The organism is Streptococcus sp. HMSC061D10 (assembly GCF_001808865.1).
Classification (GTDB): Bacteria; Bacillota; Bacilli; order Lactobacillales; family Streptococcaceae; genus Streptococcus.
This window is the reverse complement of sequence record NZ_KV795012.1, coordinates 15,439-36,860: the sequence shown is the minus strand read 5'-3', so window position 1 is coordinate 36,860 and position 21,422 is coordinate 15,439. Positions and strand designations below refer to the sequence as shown.

Genomic DNA, 21,422 nt, shown 5'->3' with positions numbered 1-21,422 from the left:
GCAACGAGACTTACTTCGCTCCATCTCTCATCAATACAACTTTTACAGTTTTTAGCAATATTTCAAAATCTTTCCAGATGGTCCAATCATCGATATAAGCTACGTCCAGTTTCACGACTTCATCAAAGTTTGTAATTTCACTTCGACCACTAATTTGCCACAAACCTGTAATACCAGGTTTAAAGCTTAGACGACGTTTTTGCTCAGGTGTGTATTTTTCGTACTCATCTACAGTTGGTGGGCGTGTACCGACTAGACTCATGTCTCCAATTAAAACATTCCAAAATTGTGGTAATTCATCCAGGCTAGTTTTTCGGATAAATTGTCCGATCTTAGTCACTCGAGGATCGTTATCAATCTTAAACATCCCACCTTGCATGATATTTTGATCCATCAACTGTTCCTTGATAGCTTCTGCATCGACTCGCATCGAGCGGAATTTATAAAAGGTAAAGTGACGACCATTTTTTCCGACACGAGTTTGTGAAAAGATTGCAGGTCCGCCATCTTTACGAATCATGGGAACTAGAAATAGACTAGCAATTCCACAAAGGATCACCCCAACGATAGCACCACAAATGTCAAGGATGCGTTTAGCAATCACATGGCTCGGATTGTAAAAATTTGTAGAAAATGTCACTACGTTCAAACCCGCCATCTCATGAATTTGTTTATCACGGCCTAAGTTTTTATCAAAAGCATTGAGATTGACTGTGACAGCGATTCCCATGGTTTCAAACTGAGAAATAATAGCTCCAATGTCATAGTCTTCACTTGGAAGATTGACAAAGACTTCATCCACTACCTCATGCGTTGCATAAGAGATCAACTGTTCCCTCGGAACAACCGTCACCTTTTCATGAGTAAAGTCTGGCATGTCTAAAACACTGACTGCAACCAGTTTCCCTTGAACATCGTTAGCGGTCAACAAACGGTCCAACACTTTTTCAGTACGTGATGTCGCTATGATCAACAAAATATTACGACTGCTCTTCAAATTATGATTAATGGTTTTCCAATAACGCTTCACAAAGAAACTAAGTAGATAATTCAAAACACCATACAAGGAAAGCAAATAGAGCATTCCTCGTCTAGAAATCACAAATTTTTCTTTTAGGAAGAAACTTGAAAAACTAATCAACAAGGCATAAAAGAGGACGTATTTGATCGTTTCTACTAACTCAACATACTGGCCTCGTTTGAAAAAATCTTTACCATAATCACTAATGTAGAAGGCTGCAAAGTGAAGAAAAAATAAGACGAATACTGTATTTGGAACAATATCAGTTTCTGAAATTGCAATCAGTATATAAGCTAATACACTAACAAGTATACTCTGTAAGAATGCCAGAGTTACATTGTAGAAACCCCTTCCTTCCATACTGGACTCCCTAACTTCATTTTATTTTTTCCCCATAATTGCCATAGCCACCATAAGAACCATATTTTTCACGTTGAATGTCGAATTTATTCAAAATCACACCCAAAAATGGTTTCCCAGTGTGTTCTAACTGACTTTTGGCTTTTTGCACTTCTCTTCGTTTTGCCACACCAGCTTCAGTAACTAAAATGGATGCATCACATTTTTGTACAATAATGGCTGCATCAATTACAACCCCTATAGGTGCAGTATCAACTATGATATAATCAAAATATTTGCGTAAAGTCTCAATCATTTTTTCAAAGTTGGCGCTTTGTAAGAGAGCTGTTGGATTCGGTGAAACTGCTCCTGATTGAACTACAAATAAATTTTCAACGTCTGTTTCACAGAGACCATGTGACAAATCCTGAGTCCCAGCTAGATAATCTGTCAAACCAGTGATTTTTTCTCTTGACTTAAATACTCCAGACATGACTGAATTTCGGATGTCGGCATCAATCAATAGCGTTTTGTAGCCTGCACGCGCAAAAGCCCAAGCGATATTTGTAGAAGTTGTAGATTTTCCTTCACTCGGATCGACCGATGTAACTGCAATAACCTTTAAGTTATTTCCACTCAGTTGTATATTTGTACGTAAAGCATTGTAATACTCTTCCGCCTTTTTTACAGAGTTCAGTTTTTGTTGTGCTAATTCTAACTTTACCATATATTCTCCCTTACTTTAATTTATCCAGGTCTGGAATGACTCCAAGGAGTGAGATTTTCATAACGTCTTCGATATCTTCTGGACGTTTCACACGATCATCTAATAGTTCAACTAATAGAACCACGACAATCACCAAGCCTGCACCAGCACCGATTCCCATTAAAGTATTACGACGGATATTTGGTGATGAAGGACCAGTAGCTGGACGGGCCTCCTCCAGAGTCGTTACGTCCGAAACTCGAGTAACTGCGATAATTTTTTGTGCTGCAACGTCTCGCAGTGCATTTGCAATACGACTAGCTTCGTCAGGTTTATGATCACTAACTGAAATAGATACGATACGTGTATCTGCAGGGACCGTTACTTGAACCTTTTTAGCCAATGCTTTTGCATTAACGTTCAAGCCAAGATCAGCAACTACTTTCTCTAGGACATCTTGAGATAGAATGATTTCACGATAGTCCTTGACCAAGTAGGCCCCTGCTTGTAAGTCCTGATTTGTTAGTCCTGCTTTATCGTTTTGATTTCGATTGACCACATAGATTCGCGTTGTACTTCTATACTCAGGTTTGACTACAAAACTACTATATGCAAAGGAAACAGCTCCTGCTACGATAGCTACAAGGAGAATTAGTAGCTTCTTTGCCCATAGTGCCTTTAACAACTGAATAACGTTGATTTCAATAGTTTCTTGTTCTTTCATTTTAACTCCTATATTATTTGATCTTTAATGACTTTTTCAGGATTTTCCACAAAGAGTTCCCTAGCCTTTTCTTGGCCATATTTTTTGCTCACTATCTCATAAGCCTCTCGCATATAAGGTGGACGACCCTCTAGATTATGCATATCACTAGCAACTATATGAACCAAGTCCCTCTCTAAGAAATAGCGAGCACGCTTTTTCATGAATTTATAGGTATCACCAAACAGTTTTGGTTTGAGGATACTCGAACTGTTGACCTGTGTATAACATCCCATGTTGATGAGGTCGTGCACCCTTTTTTCATTATTTTCCAAAGCATCATAACGTTCTATATGGGCAATAACAGGGGTTATTCCCAACATCAAAACATTGGTCAATGCGCTATGGATTTCACGATAAGGGGTATTCATGCTAAATTCTATCAAGGCATAGCGAGTGCCATTTAGTTGCGGAATCTGTTGGTTCTCTAATTTTTTTAAAGCATCACTGCTGTAATAAATCTCTGCTCCATACAAAATGGTTAAGTCGGGAGCAATCTCTTTAGCCAACTCCTTGACAACTTTAAAATTTCTTGCAATATCCTCCTCTGGTGTTTCAAACATCCCTTTCCGACGATGAGAAGTCGAAACGATGGTGCGAACTCCTTGAGCATAAGCTTCCTTTAGAAGGGCTATACTCTCTGCCTTATCCTTTGGGCCATCGTCTACATCAAAAACTATGTGCGAATGGATATCAATCATCTTATTTTCCTTCCATGATATCTTTGATTTCTGTTTTGAGTGCCTCTAAGCTATTTGGATCGACCTCTAGCATATAAAGGCTACTGTCAGGCATGGCATAGGAAGGAAGATCCATACGACCAGTTCCCTTTAGATCTCGAGTGATGACAGTATATTTCCCTCCACTTGCTAGTTGGGCATTTACTAAGCTAACCATGGTTTCAGGAGGCATATTGGTTTGTACAGAATCTTGCAGACTTTGCATAATACCATCAAAATTCTTCAAGGCTTCTGCCGAAGTTAGTTTTTGAATAATGGCAGCAATGACTTTTTGTTGATTACGTCCACGGTCACCGTCTCCATTAGTTAAGGAATAACGTTCACGAACAAAACCTAGAGCCTGCTCAGAGTTTAGGTGCACATTCCCAACAGGGAAGTGATAGTTCCCATGAAGTGATGTAAAGTCTTGATCATTATAAACATCGACACCACCTAAGAGATCAATCAATTTCAAGAAGGAAGTGAAGTTGAGTCGTGCATAGTAATTCAGATCAATTCCATAGAGATTTTCTAATGTATGAATGGAAGCATCCACGCCGTAAATACCTGCATGGGTCAATTTATCATTTTGGTTATTACCGCCATCAGCTATGGGCACATAGGCATCACGAGGCGTTGTTGTCAGAAGAATTTTCTTGGTTTCTTGATTGACAGTCATGATGATATTGACATCCGAACGAGAAACGGAGCTAATCGGTCCGTATGTATCAATCCCACTGATGTAGATATTAAAAGCCTTGTTTTGAGAAATTTTAGGTGCCTCAACAGTCTTGGTTAGTTCTTTGGTATAAATCTTCTTGATCTTTTTGGCATGATCTGGGTACTCTTGCTCAATCAGATTTTCAAAGACACTGTTCAAAACGATTGCCTTGGTCTCTCCAGCCAGCAAACTCTTATAAGCAGCAAGATAGGAAGCACTCTCTTCAACCGTTAAGTCTTTACTCTGACTTGTCTTAATATCATCGAGCAGTTTTTTAATATTTTCTGCATCTGTTTTGGTCGGAGCCGTCACACTGGATAATTCCGAGACATTTCCAATCTCGCTATCCGCCAAAACTGCAACACTGATAGAGTAACTAGAATAGTTAGATGTCGCATTGAGTTGATTTGCTAGGCTGATAAATTGATGAACTCCAATCAAAGAAATGGAACTGACAAATACCGACACCAAGAGTAAAATCATGGTGAAAATCTTAGCTTTTCTCTTTAGAATCAAAAATAAAGCTATTAGCGCAAGCAAGATCATCACGATTGCTATAAGAATATTGGCATAGCTAATTGCTAAAATATGATATTTGAATATTAAAAACAGCAAAAAACAAGCAAGCACGGTATATACAAACAACAAAATAATATTGATGCTTTGTTGAATCTTGCTCGTTTTTCTTTCTTTTGAATGTCTACTCAACTTACACCTCTACAAAGTATTTTTTATTTTAATTATATCACAAAGTGGTACTGGATACCATCGACATACACTTGGTAATCGTTTTTATTTACCTTAAAAACAAGAATAGTAAATTCCAATGATAAAATAGCTAAAACTTTACTTAAAAGAGGCTGCTATGTTAAAAAGGTCGGGGCAAAAATCCCGACCTTTATGTTTATTGATCATGAAACTTTATCACGGTAGCTAAAGATTTTTTGTTCATCTTTTAAACTATGAGATCAAGTTTGGGCTTACCGATTTCTGTTCTACTATCACTCTTTATACTTATTTCACGTGACTTTCAAAGTCTTTTTGACTCTTTTCGACAGAATTTTTACGTTCTTGTTCCCATTTAGCCTTCGCTTCAGCAAATTGAGAGCTTGTAACAACATCTGTCTGTAATCTCATGTATTTGTAGTTGCTTCCAGTTCCTTTGATACCAACTAGTGAGTAAGCGCGTGTAAATGGTGTCACACGAGTCACTGAAGCACCACCACCGTTTGACACAACTGGGATTAGAAGGGAACTATCAATCAACCAAGCTTGTGCATCTGCGTAGTTTTCATAGCGTTTAGCTACGTCTGTATTTTCTGCATCTGCTGTTTTTAATTTTTGAGTATATTGGTCCAATCCGATACTTGTAATCTTATCAGCATCCTTGCTTGGATCAAGTCCCAAAATCTTGAGATAGAATCCATCTTCAGCATTGAAAGGATTGAGGTAAGTTGAAGGATCTTGGTAGTCAGCTGACCATCCATCCAAATTCAAATCATAGTCGTGATCTGCAGGAGTTGGTGCTTGAACTGTTGCATTTGTATAATCATCTGTCGACAATTGGATAACATCAACCACTACATTTTCAGAACCGAGCGTTGATTCAATTGATTGCTTAATTGAGTTTGTTCCAGAAAGCAAGGTCTTGTTAACCTGGTCTACAGGCAAGTCCAAATGAATTGGGAAGCTCACACCTTGGGATTCTAATTCTTTTTTAGCTTCTGCAAACTTGGCTTGTGCTTTTTCTTTATTGAAATAACCGTCTTGAGCATCTTCAAGATTCATATTTGACCATTGTGTACCATAGTTGACCAATTTGGAAGCAACTGTTTCACCAAAAGTCTTGTCTCCAACTTGTACGAAAGTTGGTGGTACAAGCGAGTTACGAAGAGTGTTCTTAGCTGCTTCTTCACCGTTTGATTGAGCTGAGTAAGCTGTACGATCAATGGCAAAGTTAACTGCCTGACGGAAGTTTTTATTCAAAACTGCAGCTTGAGTTGCTTGTTTTTGAGCATCGCTTATTTTTGCAGTGTGGTTATAAGCACCACGGTTGACGTTAAAGTTATAGTACCAAGATGTTGCATCTTGCAAGCTATAAACGATATTGTCCTTGTATTTTTCCTTTGTCTTAGCGAAGTTTGAGCTATTTGGATAAACACCTGCAGATGAGTAAGCACCACTTTCAAAATTACGGATTGTCAAATCTTGGTCTGAACCATCAAAGTAGGCCAATTTTACCTTTTCAATCGTTACTTTTTCTTGGTCATAGTAATGTGGGTTTTTCACATATTCGATAGAAGACTTAGATGTAAAATCTTTTAACAAATATGGTCCGCTATAAAGAATGCTATCTGGTTTCAGGGTTCCGAAGTCTTTACCTTTAGAAGCAAGGAATTCTTCGTTTACAGGGAATAAGATACTGTTGGTTGTTTTTGAGTTCCAGAATGGTTCTGGACGAGTCAAGGTATATTGTACAGTATAGTCATCTAAGGCTTTGACACCAACATTTGAGAAGTCAGTATTTGCACCTGTTACATAATCACCCAAACCCTTGATAGAGTTCTGAATCAAGTCCAAGGCTTGTCCCTTGTTGTCAGCAGCGTACTTGATACCAGTTACAAAGTCTTGTGCTTTAAGGGGAGCGTATTCTTCACCGTCAGCTGTAAACCACTTGGCATCTTGGCGAAGTTTGTAGGTATAAGTTAAACCATCCTTAGAAACACTCCAATCTTCTGCAAGAGCAGGAATGAGGTTTCCATAATTATCATTTTCAAGCAAACCATCTACCAAGTTGGTTACAACAGCAGTATTATCACCAGCGTAGTCCAAGAGATAGTTGAAGGTTGTCGGATCTGCACCAAAGGTAGACGAGTATGTTTTACCATCTGATGCTGACTGACCACATGCTGTCAATAGGACCGCAGCAGCAAGTGTCAACCCTGCTCCTAGTAAGCGTTTTTTCATGCTCATGATTTATTTCTCCTTATATGTTAGGTTTTGTAACATGACTATATTTTAACAAATTTTGTCCAAAAAGTAAAGCTATATACTGATTTGACCTCTCATTGAAAATCAAAAAATAAAGAAATCCCGCTTCAAAACAGGATTTCTTTATTCATTACAAAAGACTATTTAACGTGATTTGCTAGTTCTTTTTGGTATTTGGCATTTGTTTCAATTTTCTCTTTTTGCCATTTCTTGAGAGCTTCTTCGTATTCTTTAGCTGTTACAATATCATTTTGCAATTCTAAACCTTTAAATACAAACGGATCTCCCTTGATACCAACTTGAGAGTAAGCTTTTGTGAATGGTACTGTACGACTAACTGTCGGAGAACCACCTGAAGAAGCTACAGGGATAAGAAGTGAGCTATCTGAAACCCAAGCTTGTGCTTTGGCATATTTTTCATAGCGTTTGTTAAGATCGCTTGTTTCTGATGCTGCATCATCCAAGAGTTTCTTGTACTCATCAAGTCCAACTTGAGCCATAACTTCTGGATCTTTACCTTTTGTTATACCCAAGTGTTTAAGAGCAGAACCTTTCTTAGCATCTAAGATATTGAGGTAGGTTGCTGGGTCTTGATAGTCTGGCCCCCAACCAGTTCCGTTCAAGTCATAGTCTTTTTGAGAAGGAACTTTGGCTTGAGATGTAATGCTCATTTTCTCATTGTCAGTCATTTGAAGTACATCGATGACAACATTTTCACTTCCAAGTGCTGCTTCGACAGACTGTTTGAGAGAGTTGGTTTGCTGTACAGCAATGACATCAGTTTGTTCAACTGGGATATCCAAATGGATTGGGAAGGTTACACCTTTAGCTTGCAATTCTGATTTTGCTTTTTCAAAGGCAGCTTTTGCTTTTGTTGGATTGTAAAGAGTATCCTTACCATCTGTCAAAGCAACATCTTTCCATTGATCTCCGTATGTTACCAATTGTTCTTGAGCCAATTCACCGAAGGTCTTTTCACCAACTTGGACATAGTCATAAGGCACAAGGCTGGTACGGATAATCTTGTCTGCACCTTCTTCGCCATTCATCTGTGCAGAGTAAGCATGACGGTCAAGAGCGAAGTTGATGGCTTGACGGAAGTTTTTATTGAGAAGTGCTTCTTTAGTTGAAGTTTTTTGGGCATCATCTGTCTTAGCTGTTTTATTGTAAGACTGACGATTTACGTTGAAAGTAAAGTAATAGCTTGTCGCTTCTTGCGGACTATAAACGATCTTATCGCCGTATTCTTTCTTAGTTGAATCAAAGCTTGAGCTAGTTGGGAAAAGACGAGCTGTCGTATATGAGCCTGACGCAAAGCTACGAATCAATGATTCTTGGTCAGAACCATCGTAGAAGGTAAGCTTGACGTGGTCAATTTTAACATTGTCTTTGTCCCAATAATTTGGGTTCTTTTCGTACTCGATCACTGATTTTGAAGTGAAGTTCTTCAAAATATATGGACCATTGTAGAGAATACCTGAAGGCGCTGCCGCACCGTAATCTTTCCCTTGAGAATTTAGGAATTCTTCATTAACAGGGAGCATAGTCGCTGTTGTCACCTTAGAATTCCAGAAGCTTTCTGGTTTATTTAAGGTATACTCGACTGTATAATCGTCAACTGCTTTGACACCGACTGTTGAGAAGTCATTTGTTTCACCGCTAACATACTCTGCCAAACCTTTGATAGAATCTTGGATAAGAGTTAGGCCATCTGATTTACCATCTGCAGCATGCTTCAAACCTGTCACAAAGTCTTGGGCCTTGACTTCAGCATACTCTTCTCCTTCTGAAGTATACCATTTGACACCTTTACGTAGCTTGTAAGTGTAGGTCAAACCGTCCTGTGAAACAGACCAGTCTTCAGCAAGCGATGGAATCAAGTTTCCATATTTGTCATTTTCCAAGAGTCCGTCGACCAAGTTGGCAATGACGTCTGATGTTGAACTTTTACTAGTAACGCTATAGTCCAATGTTGTTGGATCAATGGCATATACATACGAAAATGTTGTTGGAGCATCTGCTTTTTTCTCAGTCTTGCCACAAGCTGCCAAAAGAAGAGCTGCGCTCATCGTTATCCCTGCTACTGCGAGCCACTTTTTCGATTTCATCGGTATTCTCCTTTAAAATACTATTTTTCACCATTATACCCTATTTTTATATAAAAGCAAGGGTTTCAAGGTGTTTTTTTAGAAAATTCAAACTAATATTTATTAAAGAAGTTTTTACACTTATTTTAGAAAAAAACTCAAGCATCTTTGGATACTTAAGTTTTTAGGTTTAATGAGCTAATTCGACACAGAAGGCATCCCATGGAGCCAAGGTCTGTGTAGTCAAAACTGCTTCTACTGAGGTATTTTCAATCAAGATAGACTTAACTGACTCTTCTACTGCAAACTCTTGCTGCTGGTTGGACAAATTGGCCACAACTAGGAAACGACGGTCTCCATCCTTACGGATATAAGCAAAGACTTTTTCAGCCGTATCAAGAAGTTCAAAATCAGCTCTCACCAACCAGCTATTTTCCTTACGAATGTTTACCAATTTTTGATAAGTATAGAAAATAGAATCTGGGTTTTCCAGTGCTTCCTGAACGTTGATTGCTTCGTAGTTTGGATTAACAGCCAACCAAGGTTGTCCGTCTGAGAAACCAGCATTTTTTGTCTCATCCCACTGCATTGGAGTACGCGCATTGTCACGTCCAATCACACGAATGCTATCCATGATTGTTTCCATTGAAACACCTTTTTCAAGAGCTTCACGCGCATAGTTGAGGGATTCAATATCCTCTACTTGATCCAGCTTTTCAAATGGGAAATTGGTCATCCCAATCTCCTCCCCTTGGTAAATATAAGGAGTCCCTCTCATGAGATGAAGCAAAATTGCAAAGGCTTTGGCAGATTTTTCGCGGTATTCTTGGTCATTTCCCCAGATAGAGACGATTCGAGGGAGGTCATGGTTGTTCCAGAAGAGGGAATTCCAGCCATCCTCAACCCCTAATTCTGTCTGCCATTTGTTGAAAATCTCTTTTAATTTCCCAACATTTAGCTCTTTTTGGTACTGCCACTTAGGTTGTCCTTCCTGATACTGAAGACAGATATGTTCAAACTGAAAGACCATAGACAGTTCTTGTCCTTTTGGATCTGAATAGAGTTTTGCGATTTCTGGTGTCGCTCCCCATGTCTCCCCTACTGTCAAGAGCTCTTTGTCGCCGAAAGTAGCCTGATTCATTTCCTTGAGATAAGGATGGAGCATAGGACCATTGTTGACAATCTTCTGATCAGGAATTTTCCCAATCATGTCAATAACGTCCATACGAAATCCACCGATCCCTTTATCAATCCAGAAATTCATCATTTCATAGATTTTTTGGCGTAGTTCTTCATTTTCCCAGTTAAGGTCTGGTTGTTTCTTACTGAAAAAGTGCAGGTAATATTGTCCAGCCTTTTCGTCATATTGCCAAGCAGAACCACTGAAAATTGACTCCAAGTCGTTAGGTTTATCACGCCAGATATAGTAGTCTCGCTCAGGACTATCAGGATTTTCACAAGCTTCGATAAACCAAGCATGCTCATCTGATGTATGATTGACCACCAAATCCATAATGATTCGGATATCTCGTTTTTTAGCCTCAGCAATCAGCTCATCCATATCTTCCATGGTTCCAAAGATAGCCGCGATATCTTGATAATTGGCAATATCATAACCATTATCATCCATAGGGCTGTCATAAACAGGAGAAAGCCAGATCGCTGTGATCCCTAACTTAGCTAGATAGTCTAGCTTACTGGTAATCCCAGGTAAATCACCAATCCCATCTCCATTGCTATCCTTAAAACTTTTTGGATAGACCTGATAAACAACGGCATTGTGCCACCATTTTTCTTGCATCTTTTTTCCCCTTTTAACATTCACTTTATTCCATCATAGACCTTTTCTTAATTTTATGCAAGCGTTTGCTTCAATCTTTTTCTTTATTTCGAACCTCCGTTGTTTCTTATCTTCTATTTTTTTTATATAATAGAGGTCAGAGGTAAAAAAATGAAAAAACAAGCTTTTAGTTCTGAACAATATTTAAATCTACAACGCGACCATATCTTGGAGCGCATCAACCAATTTGACGGCAAACTCTACTTGGAGTTTGGTGGCAAAATGTTAGAAGATTTCCACGCTGCTCGTGTCCTTCCTGGATATGAACCAGATAACAAAATCAAACTCTTACAAGAATTGAAGGAGCAAGTTGAGGTTGTTATCGCTATTAACGCTAGCAATATCGAGCACTCAAAAGCTCGTGGAGACTTGGGCATTTCTTATGACCAAGAAGTGCTTCGTTTGATCGATAAATTCAATGAACTCGGTATCTTTGTTGGTTCAGTTGTCATTACTCAATATGCTGGCCAACCGGCAGCTGATGCCTTCCGTAATCAATTAGAGAAAAATGGTATTGACTCTTATCTCCACTACCCTATCAAGGGGTATCCGACAGATATGGATCACATCATTTCTCCTGATGGTATGGGGAAAAACGACTATATCAAAACTAGTCGTAACTTGATTGTCGTGACTGCTCCTGGGCCTGGTTCAGGTAAGTTGGCAACTTGTATGTCTAACATGTACCACGACCAAATCAATGGTATCAAGTCTGGTTATGCTAAATTTGAAACCTTCCCAGTTTGGAATCTCCCACTTCATCACCCAGTCAACTTGGCTTATGAAGCTGCTACAGCAGACCTAGATGATGTCAACATGATTGACCCATTCCATCTCCAAACTTATGGAGAAACCACAGTCAACTACAACCGCGACATTGAAATTTTCCCTGTCCTTAAGCGTATGCTGGAACGTATCTTGGGGGAGTCTCCTTATGCATCTCCAACTGACATGGGTGTCAATATGGTTGGCTTTGCAATCACTGATAACGACGCTGCCATTGAAGCATCTAAACAGGAAATTATCCGTCGCTATTACCAGACAGTTCTTGACTTCAAAGCCGAGAAGGTTGGAGAAACTGCTGTGAAGAAGATTGAGCTTCTCATGAATGACCTAGGTATCACACCAGCTGATAGAAAGGTTGCTGTTGCCGCACGTCAAAAAGCAGAAGAAACAGGCGGACCTGCTCTAGCTCTTGAATTACCTTCTGGTGAAATCGTTACTGGTAAGAACTCAGAACTCTTTGGTCCAACAGCCGCTGCTTTGATCAATGCAATCAAGAAATCAGCTAACATCGATGCTGAAACAAAATTAATTGAACCAGAAGTGGTGAAACCAATTCAAGGTTTGAAAATCAATCACTTGGGTAGCCGTAACCCTCGACTCCACTCAAATGAAATCCTTATCGCACTTGCAATCACAGCTATGCAGAATCCTGATGCAGATCGTGCCATGAAAGAACTCGGAAACCTCAAAGGAAGCGAAGCTCACTCTACGATTATCCTAACAGACGAAGACAAAAATGTTCTTCGCAAACTAGGAATCAATGTAACCTTTGATCCTTACTACCAATACGATCGTTTGTATCGCAAGTAAAATACGACACTCACTCCTCTAAGAGTTGGATCCTTATCGTCCAGCTCTTAGAGTTTTTTTATAGTTTTCCAGTCTTTCACAAGCATAGCTTTCAAAAAGAATTCTAATTTTAATAGAAACTGGGATAACATTTAATTTTAGATTTATTTCTAATGAATCCTTAAAAGGAGTGATACTCTGAAAATCAAAGAGCAAACTAGGAAACTAGGAAACTAGCCGCAGGCTGTACTTGAGTACGGCAAGGCGACGTTGACGCGGTTTGAAGAGATTTTCGAAGAGTATGAATCAATCCTCTTCAATCTTGACTTGAACTATCTTGGCTGAGGTCTTGATCCGTTTTCTCTACAATATCAAATTGGTATAATGAGACTGACTGCGTCACTCTTATCTAGAATCTCTAAGCTATTCTGTGAGATATCTATCTAAACACCTTAGTTTGGTCATTGATTTTCATTAAGTATACAAAAAAAGTGAACAAGACAGCATTCTGATTTCCAGAAAACTATTTAGTTCACTTTTTATGATTTAATTTTTTAGTTTATTCTACCGTTACTGACTTGGCAAGGTTTCGTGGTTTATCCACATCAAGTCCACGGTGTAGGGTTGCAAAGTAAGCGACCAATTGTGTTGGTACGACCATTGAGATTGGTGAGAGGTAAGGATGTACGGTCGTAAGGACAATATCATCGGTATCTTTAGCAACATTTTCTTCTGCAATAGTAAGGACCTTAGCGCCACGTGCTGCCACTTCTTGGATATTTCCGCGAGTGTGGTTAGCAAGAACCGGATCTGACAAGAGGGCCAAAACAGGTGTCCCCTCTTCAATCAAAGCAATGGTTCCATGTTTAAGTTCTCCAGCCGCAAAACCTTCACACTGGATGTAAGAGATTTCTTTGAGCTTAAGACTGGCTTCCATGGCTACGTAGTAATCTTGGCCACGTCCGATGTAAAAGGCATTGCGTGTTGTTTCAAGAAGGTCACGAACCTTGCTATCAATCAATTCTTTTTCTGAGAGAGTTGATTCGATAGACTGAGCCACGATAGACAATTCGTGAACCAAATTGAAAGCTTTAGCTTTTTCATTGCCATTTGCTTCACCAACCGCTTTCGCAAGGAAGGCAAGAGCTGCGATTTGCGCAGTATATGCCTTGGTTGAAGCAACGGCAATTTCAGGACCTGCGTGAAGAAGCATGGTATGGTTAGCTTCACGTGACAGAGTTGAACCAGGCACGTTTGTCACTGTCAAGCTTGGGATACCCATTTCATTGGCCTTAACCAAAACCTGACGGCTATCAGCTGTTTCACCAGATTGGCTGATAAAGATGAAGAGTGGTTTCTTGCTGAGAAGTGGCATACCGTAGCCCCACTCAGATGAGATACCAAGTTCAACTGGCGTATCTGTCAATTCTTCCAACATTTTCTTAGAAGCAAATCCTGCGTGGTAAGAAGTCCCAGCTGCTAGAATGTAGAGGCGGTCTGCCTCTTGAACAGCCTTGATGATAGCAGGGTCCACCACTACTTGACCAGCCTCATCTGTATAGGCTTGGATCAACTTACGCATCACTGTTGGTTGCTCATCGATTTCCTTAAGCATGTAGTAAGGGTAAGTTCCCTTACCGATATCTGATAAGTCAAGCTCTGCAGTGTAGCTAGCACGCTCATGGCTATTACCATCATAGTCTTGCACTTCAACGCTATCAGCCTTGACGATAACCAACTCTTGATCATGGATCTCCATGTATTGGTTAGTTTCACGAATCATAGCCATAGCATCTGAGCAGACCATGTTGTAACCATCTCCAAGACCAATCAAAAGTGGTGATTTATTCTTAGCTACATAGATGACTTCAGGATCTTGTGAGTCAACCAAGGCAAAGGCATAAGAACCACGGATAATGTGAAGAGCTTTTTTGAAGGCTTCAAGTACTGACATGCCGTCTTCTTCAACAAATTTTCCAATCAAGTGTACAGCGATTTCTGTATCTGTTTGTCCCTTGAAGTGGTGACCTGCAAGGTAGTCTTCCTTGATTTCAAGATAATTTTCAATCACCCCATTGTGGACCAAGACAAAACGTCCTGTCTCAGAGCGATGTGGGTGAGCATTGTCTTCTGTTGGTTTACCGTGAGTGGCCCAACGAGTATGTCCAATACCAGTTGTCCCCTCAACGCCAGCAGTTTTAGCAGACAATTCTGCAATACGACCAACAGCCTTCACCAAATGGTTTTCAGCACCACCTAGGACAAAAATTCCCGCAGAATCATAACCACGGTATTCGAGCTTTTCAAGCCCTTGAATCAAAATATCAGTTGCATTTGTGTTTCCAACAACACCAACAATTCCACACATAGTATATACGACACAGACAAGCTGTGCTTTCCCCTTAAATTGGTATAGTCTAATTCTCGCTTTGCAGAATCAGCAAAAACAGTATATACTTGTTTCTTTTACTTGTCAAGAATAAAAATTGGTATAGCGTGATTCTGCTCATTCTATCTACTAAAAATCTATCATATTTCGCCTAATACTCAATGAAAATCAAAGAGCAAACTAGAAAGCTAGCCGCAGGCTGTACTTGAGTACGGCAAGGTGAAGCTGACGTGGTTTGAATTTGATTTTTGAAGAGTATAAAGCAAGTATTTAAAAAGGGCTCTACTGCCCTTAATAACTACTATTTTGTAGCAACCTTTTCTGCTTCCACTACTTCTTGAAAGGTTTTTTGATAATTTACTTTAATCGTCATTGTCATGTGAGAGTCCTCGTTTCTTTTTGATGAACCCAGTATAAAATCTCTTCCTAAAACATAGCTTACATTTTCCTTAGAAAAAACTAAAAGTAACTTCTGACTCAACGAAAACGAAAGAGCAAACTAGAAAGCTAGTCACAGGTTTCTCAAAGCACTGCTTTTAGATTGCCTGTTAAGACTAAGGTGTTGTTTGAAGTGATGTTGAAGTTTATACATTCAGTAAATCAAATGAACATAATCACTTTTCTAAATCCCTTACCTGAGAATCCCATACAAAAAGAGCGTTCGTTACCGCTCTTTTACTTAGTATTTATGAGAAGGTGTTTGTTCCTGTTGAAACGTTTTTTGGTAATTTACTTTAATTGTCATCGTCATGTGAGAGTCCTCGTTTCTTTTTGATGACCCTAGTATAGACAATAACCCTAAAAGCAAACTTAAGATTTTCTTAGAGAAAGCTTAATCTAAATGTTCTTTCTTTTCTAGATTTAGGGCAATCATATGCCACTCTGGGTCCTCCTGCCAGTTAGAAAGGGAGCTGATATAACTAGCCACCTTACGCGCTTCCTCAAGAATCGGAAAATCTTCGATAATATCAGCCACTTGAAACTCTGGTAGACCTGACTGTCTGGTTCCAAAAATCTCACCAGAGCCACGCATTTTCAAATCTTCTTCTGCAAGGACAAATCCATTGGTCGTTTCCGTCATGATGCGCATGCGATCCTTTCCAGAATCAGTTTTGGGATTGGCCACAAGTACCGCATAGGACTGCTTATCCCCACGACCGACACGACCTCTGAGCTGATGAAGCTGACTAAGTCCGAAACGGTCAGCATCCATGATAATCATGACTGTCGCATTTGGCACATTGACCCCGACCTCGATAACCGTTGTCGAAACCAGAATATCTGTATTTCTCTCTTTGAAATCCTGCATAATCTGGTCTTTTTCATCACTCTTCATCTTACCGTGTAAGAGAGCAACTTTTGCTTTTTCTGCAAAATGAACCGTCAATTCTTCCGATAAAGCAATAGCATTTTTAAGATCTAGGGCTTCAGATTCTTCAATCAAGGGCGAAATAACATAGGCTTGAGAACTTTTTTGAATTTCTCCTTCCAACCAAGTCAAAACCTGGGGTAATTGCTCATGCTTGATCCAGCGTGTCACGATTGGCTTACGTCCAGCTGGCATCTGGTCAATAATAGAAACATCCATATCTCCAAAGGCGGTGATGGCTAAGGTTCGTGGAATCGGAGTCGCCGTCATCATGAGGACATCTGGATTTTCTCCTTTTTCACGTAAAATACGCCTTTGTCCAACTCCAAATCGGTGTTGTTCATCGATGATAATCAATCCAAGTCGATCGTAGTCCACCCCATCCTGTATAAGGGCATGGGTACCGATGATTACATCAACTTGACCCTTAGCAATGGTCTCTAAAACCGTGCGTTTTTCTGCAGCTTTTAATGAACCTGTTAGGAGAGCTAGTTTCAAATCAGGAAAGAGACTTTCTAGACTTTCAAAATGTTGCTCTGCAAGAATCTCTGTTGGAACCATGAGGGCAGCCTGATAACCAGCCGTTACGGCTGCGTACATCGCTAGACCTGCTACCACTGTTTTCCCACTTCCAACATCCCCTTGCAAGAGTCGATTCATGTGATGGTCCGACTTCATATCGGTCAGGATTTCTTGCAGGCTCTTTTCTTGGGCTTGGGTCAAAGCAAAGGGTAACTTTTCTTTAACCGCAGTTAGTTTTTCCTGGGACCAATTCAGAACCAATCCACTTCCATCAACCTTATTTTCAGACTTGAGGGTCTGTAATTGCATTTGGAAATAGAAAAGTTCCTCAAACTTGATTCGACGGAGAGCCTGTTTGTATTCTGCCAAATCCTTAGGGAAATGCATAGCACGAACAGCCTGACAGCGAGACATGAGTTTGTATTTATCGAGCAAGGACTGAGGGATGTTTTCTTCTATCAAGAGGTCCAGTCCTTGATCAAAGGCGGTCTTGATGACCTTAACAAGTCCTGCTTGACTGACACCTTGTGCGAGACGATAGACCGGTTGGAGGTCATCCTCGACTTGGGCTAAAACCTTCATTCCTGTGAGGCTTGCCTTGGCACGATCCCACTTGCCAAAGACAGCCAAGGTTGCTCCTAGTTCAATCTTGTCAGCCAGGTAGGGTTGATTAAAGAAATTGACCGCAAACACAACTTCTCCCTGTTTAAGGCTAAAGCGAAGACGATTGCGCTTAAATCCATAATACTGAACACTAGCTGGCGTTACCACCTGACCAGATAGGACAGCCTTTTCACCATCCTCTAGTTCTAGCACCTGCTTGGTCTTAAAATCTTCATAACGGAAAGGAAAGTAGAGCAAGAGGTCTTGCAGATTTTCGATTCCTATTTTGGCATATTTTTCTGCTGATTTGGGTCCCACACCAGGCAAGACATGCAAGGGTTGGTGTAAATTCATGCTACTCTCCTTTCCTTCTGTTTTTTAATAATATTCTCTCGGAATTCGATCACTGAGGAGACAAACTACCTCATAATTGATGGTTCCACGGTAAACCGCTACATCTGTTGCAGTAATCTCCTTGTCCCCGTTTGAGCCAATCAAGGTTACCTTGGTACCCAATGGATAAAGCTTAGGCAAACGAATGGTGATTTGGTCCATGGATACACGTCCTACGATGGGGCACAATTGGCCATCCACCAGAACTGAGAAATTCTGCATGTCTCGTGTCCAACCATCTGCATAACCGATTGGCAAAGTAGCAATGACTTGCTCACTGTCTGCCTGATAGGTCGCTCCGTAGCCCATACAAGCTCCAGCCTCTACTGTTTTGACATGAACGATGGCTGACTCCAAAGTCAAGGCTGGTTTTAGTTTATAAGGCAATTCCAAAACTTGTCCACTTGGATTGAGACCATACATGGAATCCCCCATGCGAACAGCATTAAAAATCGTTTCCGCATGCCATAAAGTAGTTGCGGAGTTACTAGCATGAACCAATTTTGGCACTTCTTGCAAATCATCTAGGATTCCCTTAAAACTCTCTAGCTGTTGCTTAAAGTAGCTATCTGACTCTTCATCTGCAGTAGCAAAGTGTGTAAAGATTCCCTCAACATTTGCTCCATGCTCCTTGAGTAAAGTTTGAGCTTGTGCCGCCTCGCTTGCACTTCTAAAACCAATTCGTCCCATACCTGAATCAATTTTAAGATGAACGGTTAAACCTGATAAGTCTGGCTCTGTAGCTATGAGTTTCTGGATCCATTCCAATCCTGCCACTGTCAAGGTAATCGCATACTCCTTAGCCAATGAGAGAGATTCAGCCTCAGATACTCCCAAAATGAGAATCTTCTTAGAAATTCCTGCCTGACGAAGCTCGAGGGCTTCATCGATATTCGAAACGCAAAAGCCGTCAACATCATCCTGAATAGCTGTTGCAACAGCTACCGCTCCGTGTCCGTAGGCATTGGCTTTTACAACCGCCCATTTTAGTGTATCTTTAGGAATGTGCTCTCCCATTTGTTGGATATTGTAGCGAATAGCACCCAGGTCGATGAGGGCCTTGGTTGGTCTATGTGGACTAGTTTTCATATTCTTCCTCCAAAATAACACTAGCTGTCACAAACTGATCTGTATGGCTGATCGATAGCCACACTTTCCCTGAAAACGGGGATTTGCTGAAGTAGGGAGCCCCTCTCTCATTGTTCAAAACTTCCAAATCCTGAAAGCCCAGCTTCCCAATTCCCGTTCCCATAGCCTTTGAGAAAGCTTCTTTAGCTGACCAACGACCAGCCAAATACTCGATCTGCCTACGACCTTTGAGACTGGAAAAGCGCTCCATTTCCTTGTCCGTCAAGACACGCTGCGCAAAGCCTTCTCTTTTTTCAACTGCATTTTGTATGGAAGCTAATTCTTCGATATCGATTCCGTGTCCAACTATCATTTTCATCAAAAGGAGTTGAGATACCCCCAACTCCATCCTTTTCACTTATTTTGTTAAGGTAGTATAGATTTCTTCTACCAGGGCTACTGTGTTTTCCCATCCTAGACATGGGTCTGTAATAGAACAACCAAAGATTTCTGGTTGATTTTGGCGACCATCTGCCAAGTAAGATTCAATCATGAAACCTCGAACTGTCTTCTTGATCTTTTCATTCCAGTCACGGTTGAGCAGAGCCTGACGAACAATTCGAACTTGCTCCATATATTGCTTCCCTGAATTATCATGGTTAGTATCAATCATGATAAAGGGATTTTCAAGCCCCATAGACTCGTAACGGCCGATAGCATCTAAGAGAGTTTCATAGTAGAAGTTTGGTTCATTCTTCCCATATTCATTCATAGCTCCACGAAGGATAACGTGGGCCAGGGGATTACCTGAAGTCTCAACTTCTTGTCCATGGTAAAGAAATGTTTGCTTGTTTTGTGCAGCATAGATGGCATTAAACATAACAGATAGATTTCCTGAGGTTGGATTTTTCATCCCCACTGGTGCATCAATCCCTGAAGCTACAAAACGGTGTTCTTGGTCTTCTACTGAACGCGCACCCACGGCATGGTAGCTCACCAAGTCGTCAACTAAAACTAGATTGGATGGATAAAGCATTTCATCTGCTGTAGTCAATCCAGTTTCTGTAATCACTCGATAATGAAGCTGACGTACAGCCTGCAAACCATTAATCAAACTTGGTGCTTTAGAAGTATCTGGCTGATGAACCAAACCCTTGTAGCCATCTCCATTGGTGCGTGGCTTGGCTGTGTAAACACGCATGACCATGAAAATCTTATCCGCAACTTTCCTCTGCAAGTCTGCCAAACGGCGAGCATACTCAAGAACTGCTTCTTCATTGTCAGACGAACAAGGTCCAATGACCAACAAGATTCGGTCATCCTTTCCTGAAAGGATGTCTGCTAGTTCCTGGTCACGGCTTTCCTTATGTTGCAAGGCTTTTGCAGACAGCTGTGTTTCCGCCTTAATCGCTTCAATATCGATTTCTTGACCTTTTTCAATAAATGCCATATTATTCTCCTAGTCTTTGGTAGATTTCGCGCACAAGAGCCTCAGTATTTTCCCATCCTAGACATGGATCGGTGATAGATTTCCCAAAGACCTCTGGTTCATTTTGACGACCGTCTTCTAGATAAGACTCAATCATGAAACCACGAACATATTTTTTAATCTTTTCATTCCAATCGCGGTTAATCAAGGTCTGACGAACGATGCGAATCTGATCCATATACTGCTTGCCTGAGTTATCATGGTTGGTATCAATGATGATAAATGGATTTTCAAGGCCCATCTTTTCATACTGGGCAATAGTATCCATCAAATTATCATAGTAGTAGTTAGGAATGTTTTTCCCGTATTCGTTAAGGGCACCACGGAGAATGGCATGGGATAGAGGATTTCCAGTAGTTTCGACTTCTTTTCCTAGGAAAAGAAAACTCTGCTTGTTTTGCGCTGCATAAATACCGTTGAACATGACATTGAGATTTCCAGACGTTGGATTTTTAAAACCTGTCGCAAAATCTGCTCCACTAGCTACAAAACGGTGTTGTTGGTCTTCAACCGAACGAGCTCCAACTGCCATATAAGAAATCAAATCATCTACCAAAGGAAGGTTCTCTGGGTACAACATTTCATCCGCTGTCGTCATTCCTGTCTCAGAAATAACACGGTAATGCAGGTGACGAACCGCCTTGATCCCATTGATGAGACTAGGTGCTTCTTTGGCATTTGGTTGGTGAATCAAGCCCTTATAACCATCACCATTAGTACGTGGTTTAGCAGTGTAGACGCGCATCACCATAAAAACGCGATCTTTGACTTCTTCTTGCAATTTTGCCAAACGCTTGGCATACTCAAGAACTGCTTCTTCATTGTCA

The 21,422-nt window shown here is 40.4% G+C and carries 15 protein-coding genes; 1 reads left to right on the top strand and 14 read right to left on the bottom strand.

What is annotated here, in order from left to right; translation table 11 throughout:
- Positions 1-10: 10 nt before the first annotated feature.
- The 8 genes from HMPREF2728_RS05210 to HMPREF2728_RS05175 form a co-directional block, all read right to left on the bottom strand.
- On the bottom strand, positions 11-1,381 hold the full coding sequence (locus HMPREF2728_RS05210; RefSeq protein WP_075227267.1) for a sugar transferase: 1,371 nt from the start codon (positions 1,379-1,381) through the stop codon (positions 11-13).
- A 16-nt stretch (positions 1,382-1,397) separates the two neighbouring features.
- On the bottom strand, positions 1,398-2,087 hold the full coding sequence (locus HMPREF2728_RS05205; protein WP_075227266.1) for a tyrosine-protein kinase: 690 nt from the start codon (positions 2,085-2,087) through the stop codon (positions 1,398-1,400).
- A 10-nt stretch (positions 2,088-2,097) separates the two neighbouring features.
- A complete protein-coding gene (locus HMPREF2728_RS05200) occupies positions 2,098-2,790 on the bottom strand; it encodes a CspC family polysaccharide chain length determinant protein (protein ID WP_075227265.1) in 693 nt (230 codons plus the stop codon).
- Between the two features lie 8 nt (positions 2,791-2,798).
- On the bottom strand, positions 2,799-3,530 hold the full coding sequence (gene cps4B, locus HMPREF2728_RS05195) for a capsular polysaccharide biosynthesis protein Cps4B (protein WP_049528871.1): 732 nt from the start codon (positions 3,528-3,530) through the stop codon (positions 2,799-2,801).
- Between the two features lies 1 nt (position 3,531).
- Positions 3,532-4,977 (bottom strand): LCP family glycopolymer transferase CpsA, encoded by a 1,446-nt coding sequence (locus HMPREF2728_RS05190; RefSeq protein WP_075227264.1) that lies wholly within the window; start codon positions 4,975-4,977, stop codon positions 3,532-3,534.
- 306 nt (positions 4,978-5,283) lie between these two features.
- Entirely contained in the window at positions 5,284-7,242 is a 1,959-nt protein-coding gene (locus tag HMPREF2728_RS05185) for a peptide ABC transporter substrate-binding protein (RefSeq protein ID WP_075227263.1), read from the bottom strand.
- A 158-nt stretch (positions 7,243-7,400) separates the two neighbouring features.
- Positions 7,401-9,368 carry a peptide ABC transporter substrate-binding protein gene (locus HMPREF2728_RS05180; protein ID WP_075227262.1) on the bottom strand — a complete coding sequence of 656 codons (1,968 nt, stop codon included), beginning with the start codon at positions 9,366-9,368 and terminating at the stop codon, positions 7,401-7,403.
- Positions 9,369-9,537: 169 nt separating this feature from the next.
- Entirely contained in the window at positions 9,538-11,148 is a 1,611-nt protein-coding gene (locus HMPREF2728_RS05175; protein WP_075227261.1) for a glycoside hydrolase family 13 protein, read from the bottom strand.
- Between the two features lie 150 nt (positions 11,149-11,298).
- On the opposite strand from HMPREF2728_RS05175, the gene HMPREF2728_RS05170 reads away from it, so the two are divergent.
- Entirely contained in the window at positions 11,299-12,783 is a 1,485-nt protein-coding gene (locus tag HMPREF2728_RS05170; RefSeq protein WP_075227260.1) for a DUF1846 domain-containing protein, read from the top strand.
- A gap of 538 nt (positions 12,784-13,321) precedes the next feature.
- Here the strand turns inward: HMPREF2728_RS05170 and glmS are convergent.
- The 6 genes from glmS to HMPREF2728_RS05140 form a co-directional block, all read right to left on the bottom strand.
- Entirely contained in the window at positions 13,322-15,130 is a 1,809-nt protein-coding gene (glmS, locus tag HMPREF2728_RS05165) for a glutamine--fructose-6-phosphate transaminase (isomerizing) (RefSeq protein ID WP_075227259.1), read from the bottom strand.
- 853 nt (positions 15,131-15,983) lie between these two features.
- Entirely contained in the window at positions 15,984-17,999 is a 2,016-nt protein-coding gene (gene recG, locus HMPREF2728_RS05160; protein WP_075227258.1) for an ATP-dependent DNA helicase RecG, read from the bottom strand.
- A 24-nt stretch (positions 18,000-18,023) separates the two neighbouring features.
- Positions 18,024-19,127, bottom strand: a complete 1,104-nt coding sequence (gene alr, locus HMPREF2728_RS05155) for an alanine racemase (protein WP_075227257.1) — start codon at positions 19,125-19,127, stop codon at positions 18,024-18,026.
- The gene (gene acpS / locus HMPREF2728_RS05150; RefSeq protein ID WP_075227281.1) at positions 19,117-19,479 is read right to left on the bottom strand and encodes a holo-ACP synthase; all 363 of its coding nucleotides are present in this window, start codon (positions 19,477-19,479) and stop codon (positions 19,117-19,119) included. The genes alr and acpS overlap by 11 nt, the downstream gene beginning before the upstream one ends.
- Before the next feature lie 45 nt (positions 19,480-19,524).
- Entirely contained in the window at positions 19,525-20,556 is a 1,032-nt protein-coding gene (locus tag HMPREF2728_RS05145) for a 3-deoxy-7-phosphoheptulonate synthase (RefSeq protein WP_049528850.1), read from the bottom strand.
- 1 nt (position 20,557) lies between these two features.
- A partial coding sequence (locus tag HMPREF2728_RS05140; protein WP_075227256.1) for a 3-deoxy-7-phosphoheptulonate synthase occupies positions 20,558-21,422 on the bottom strand: 865 nt, incomplete at its 5' end.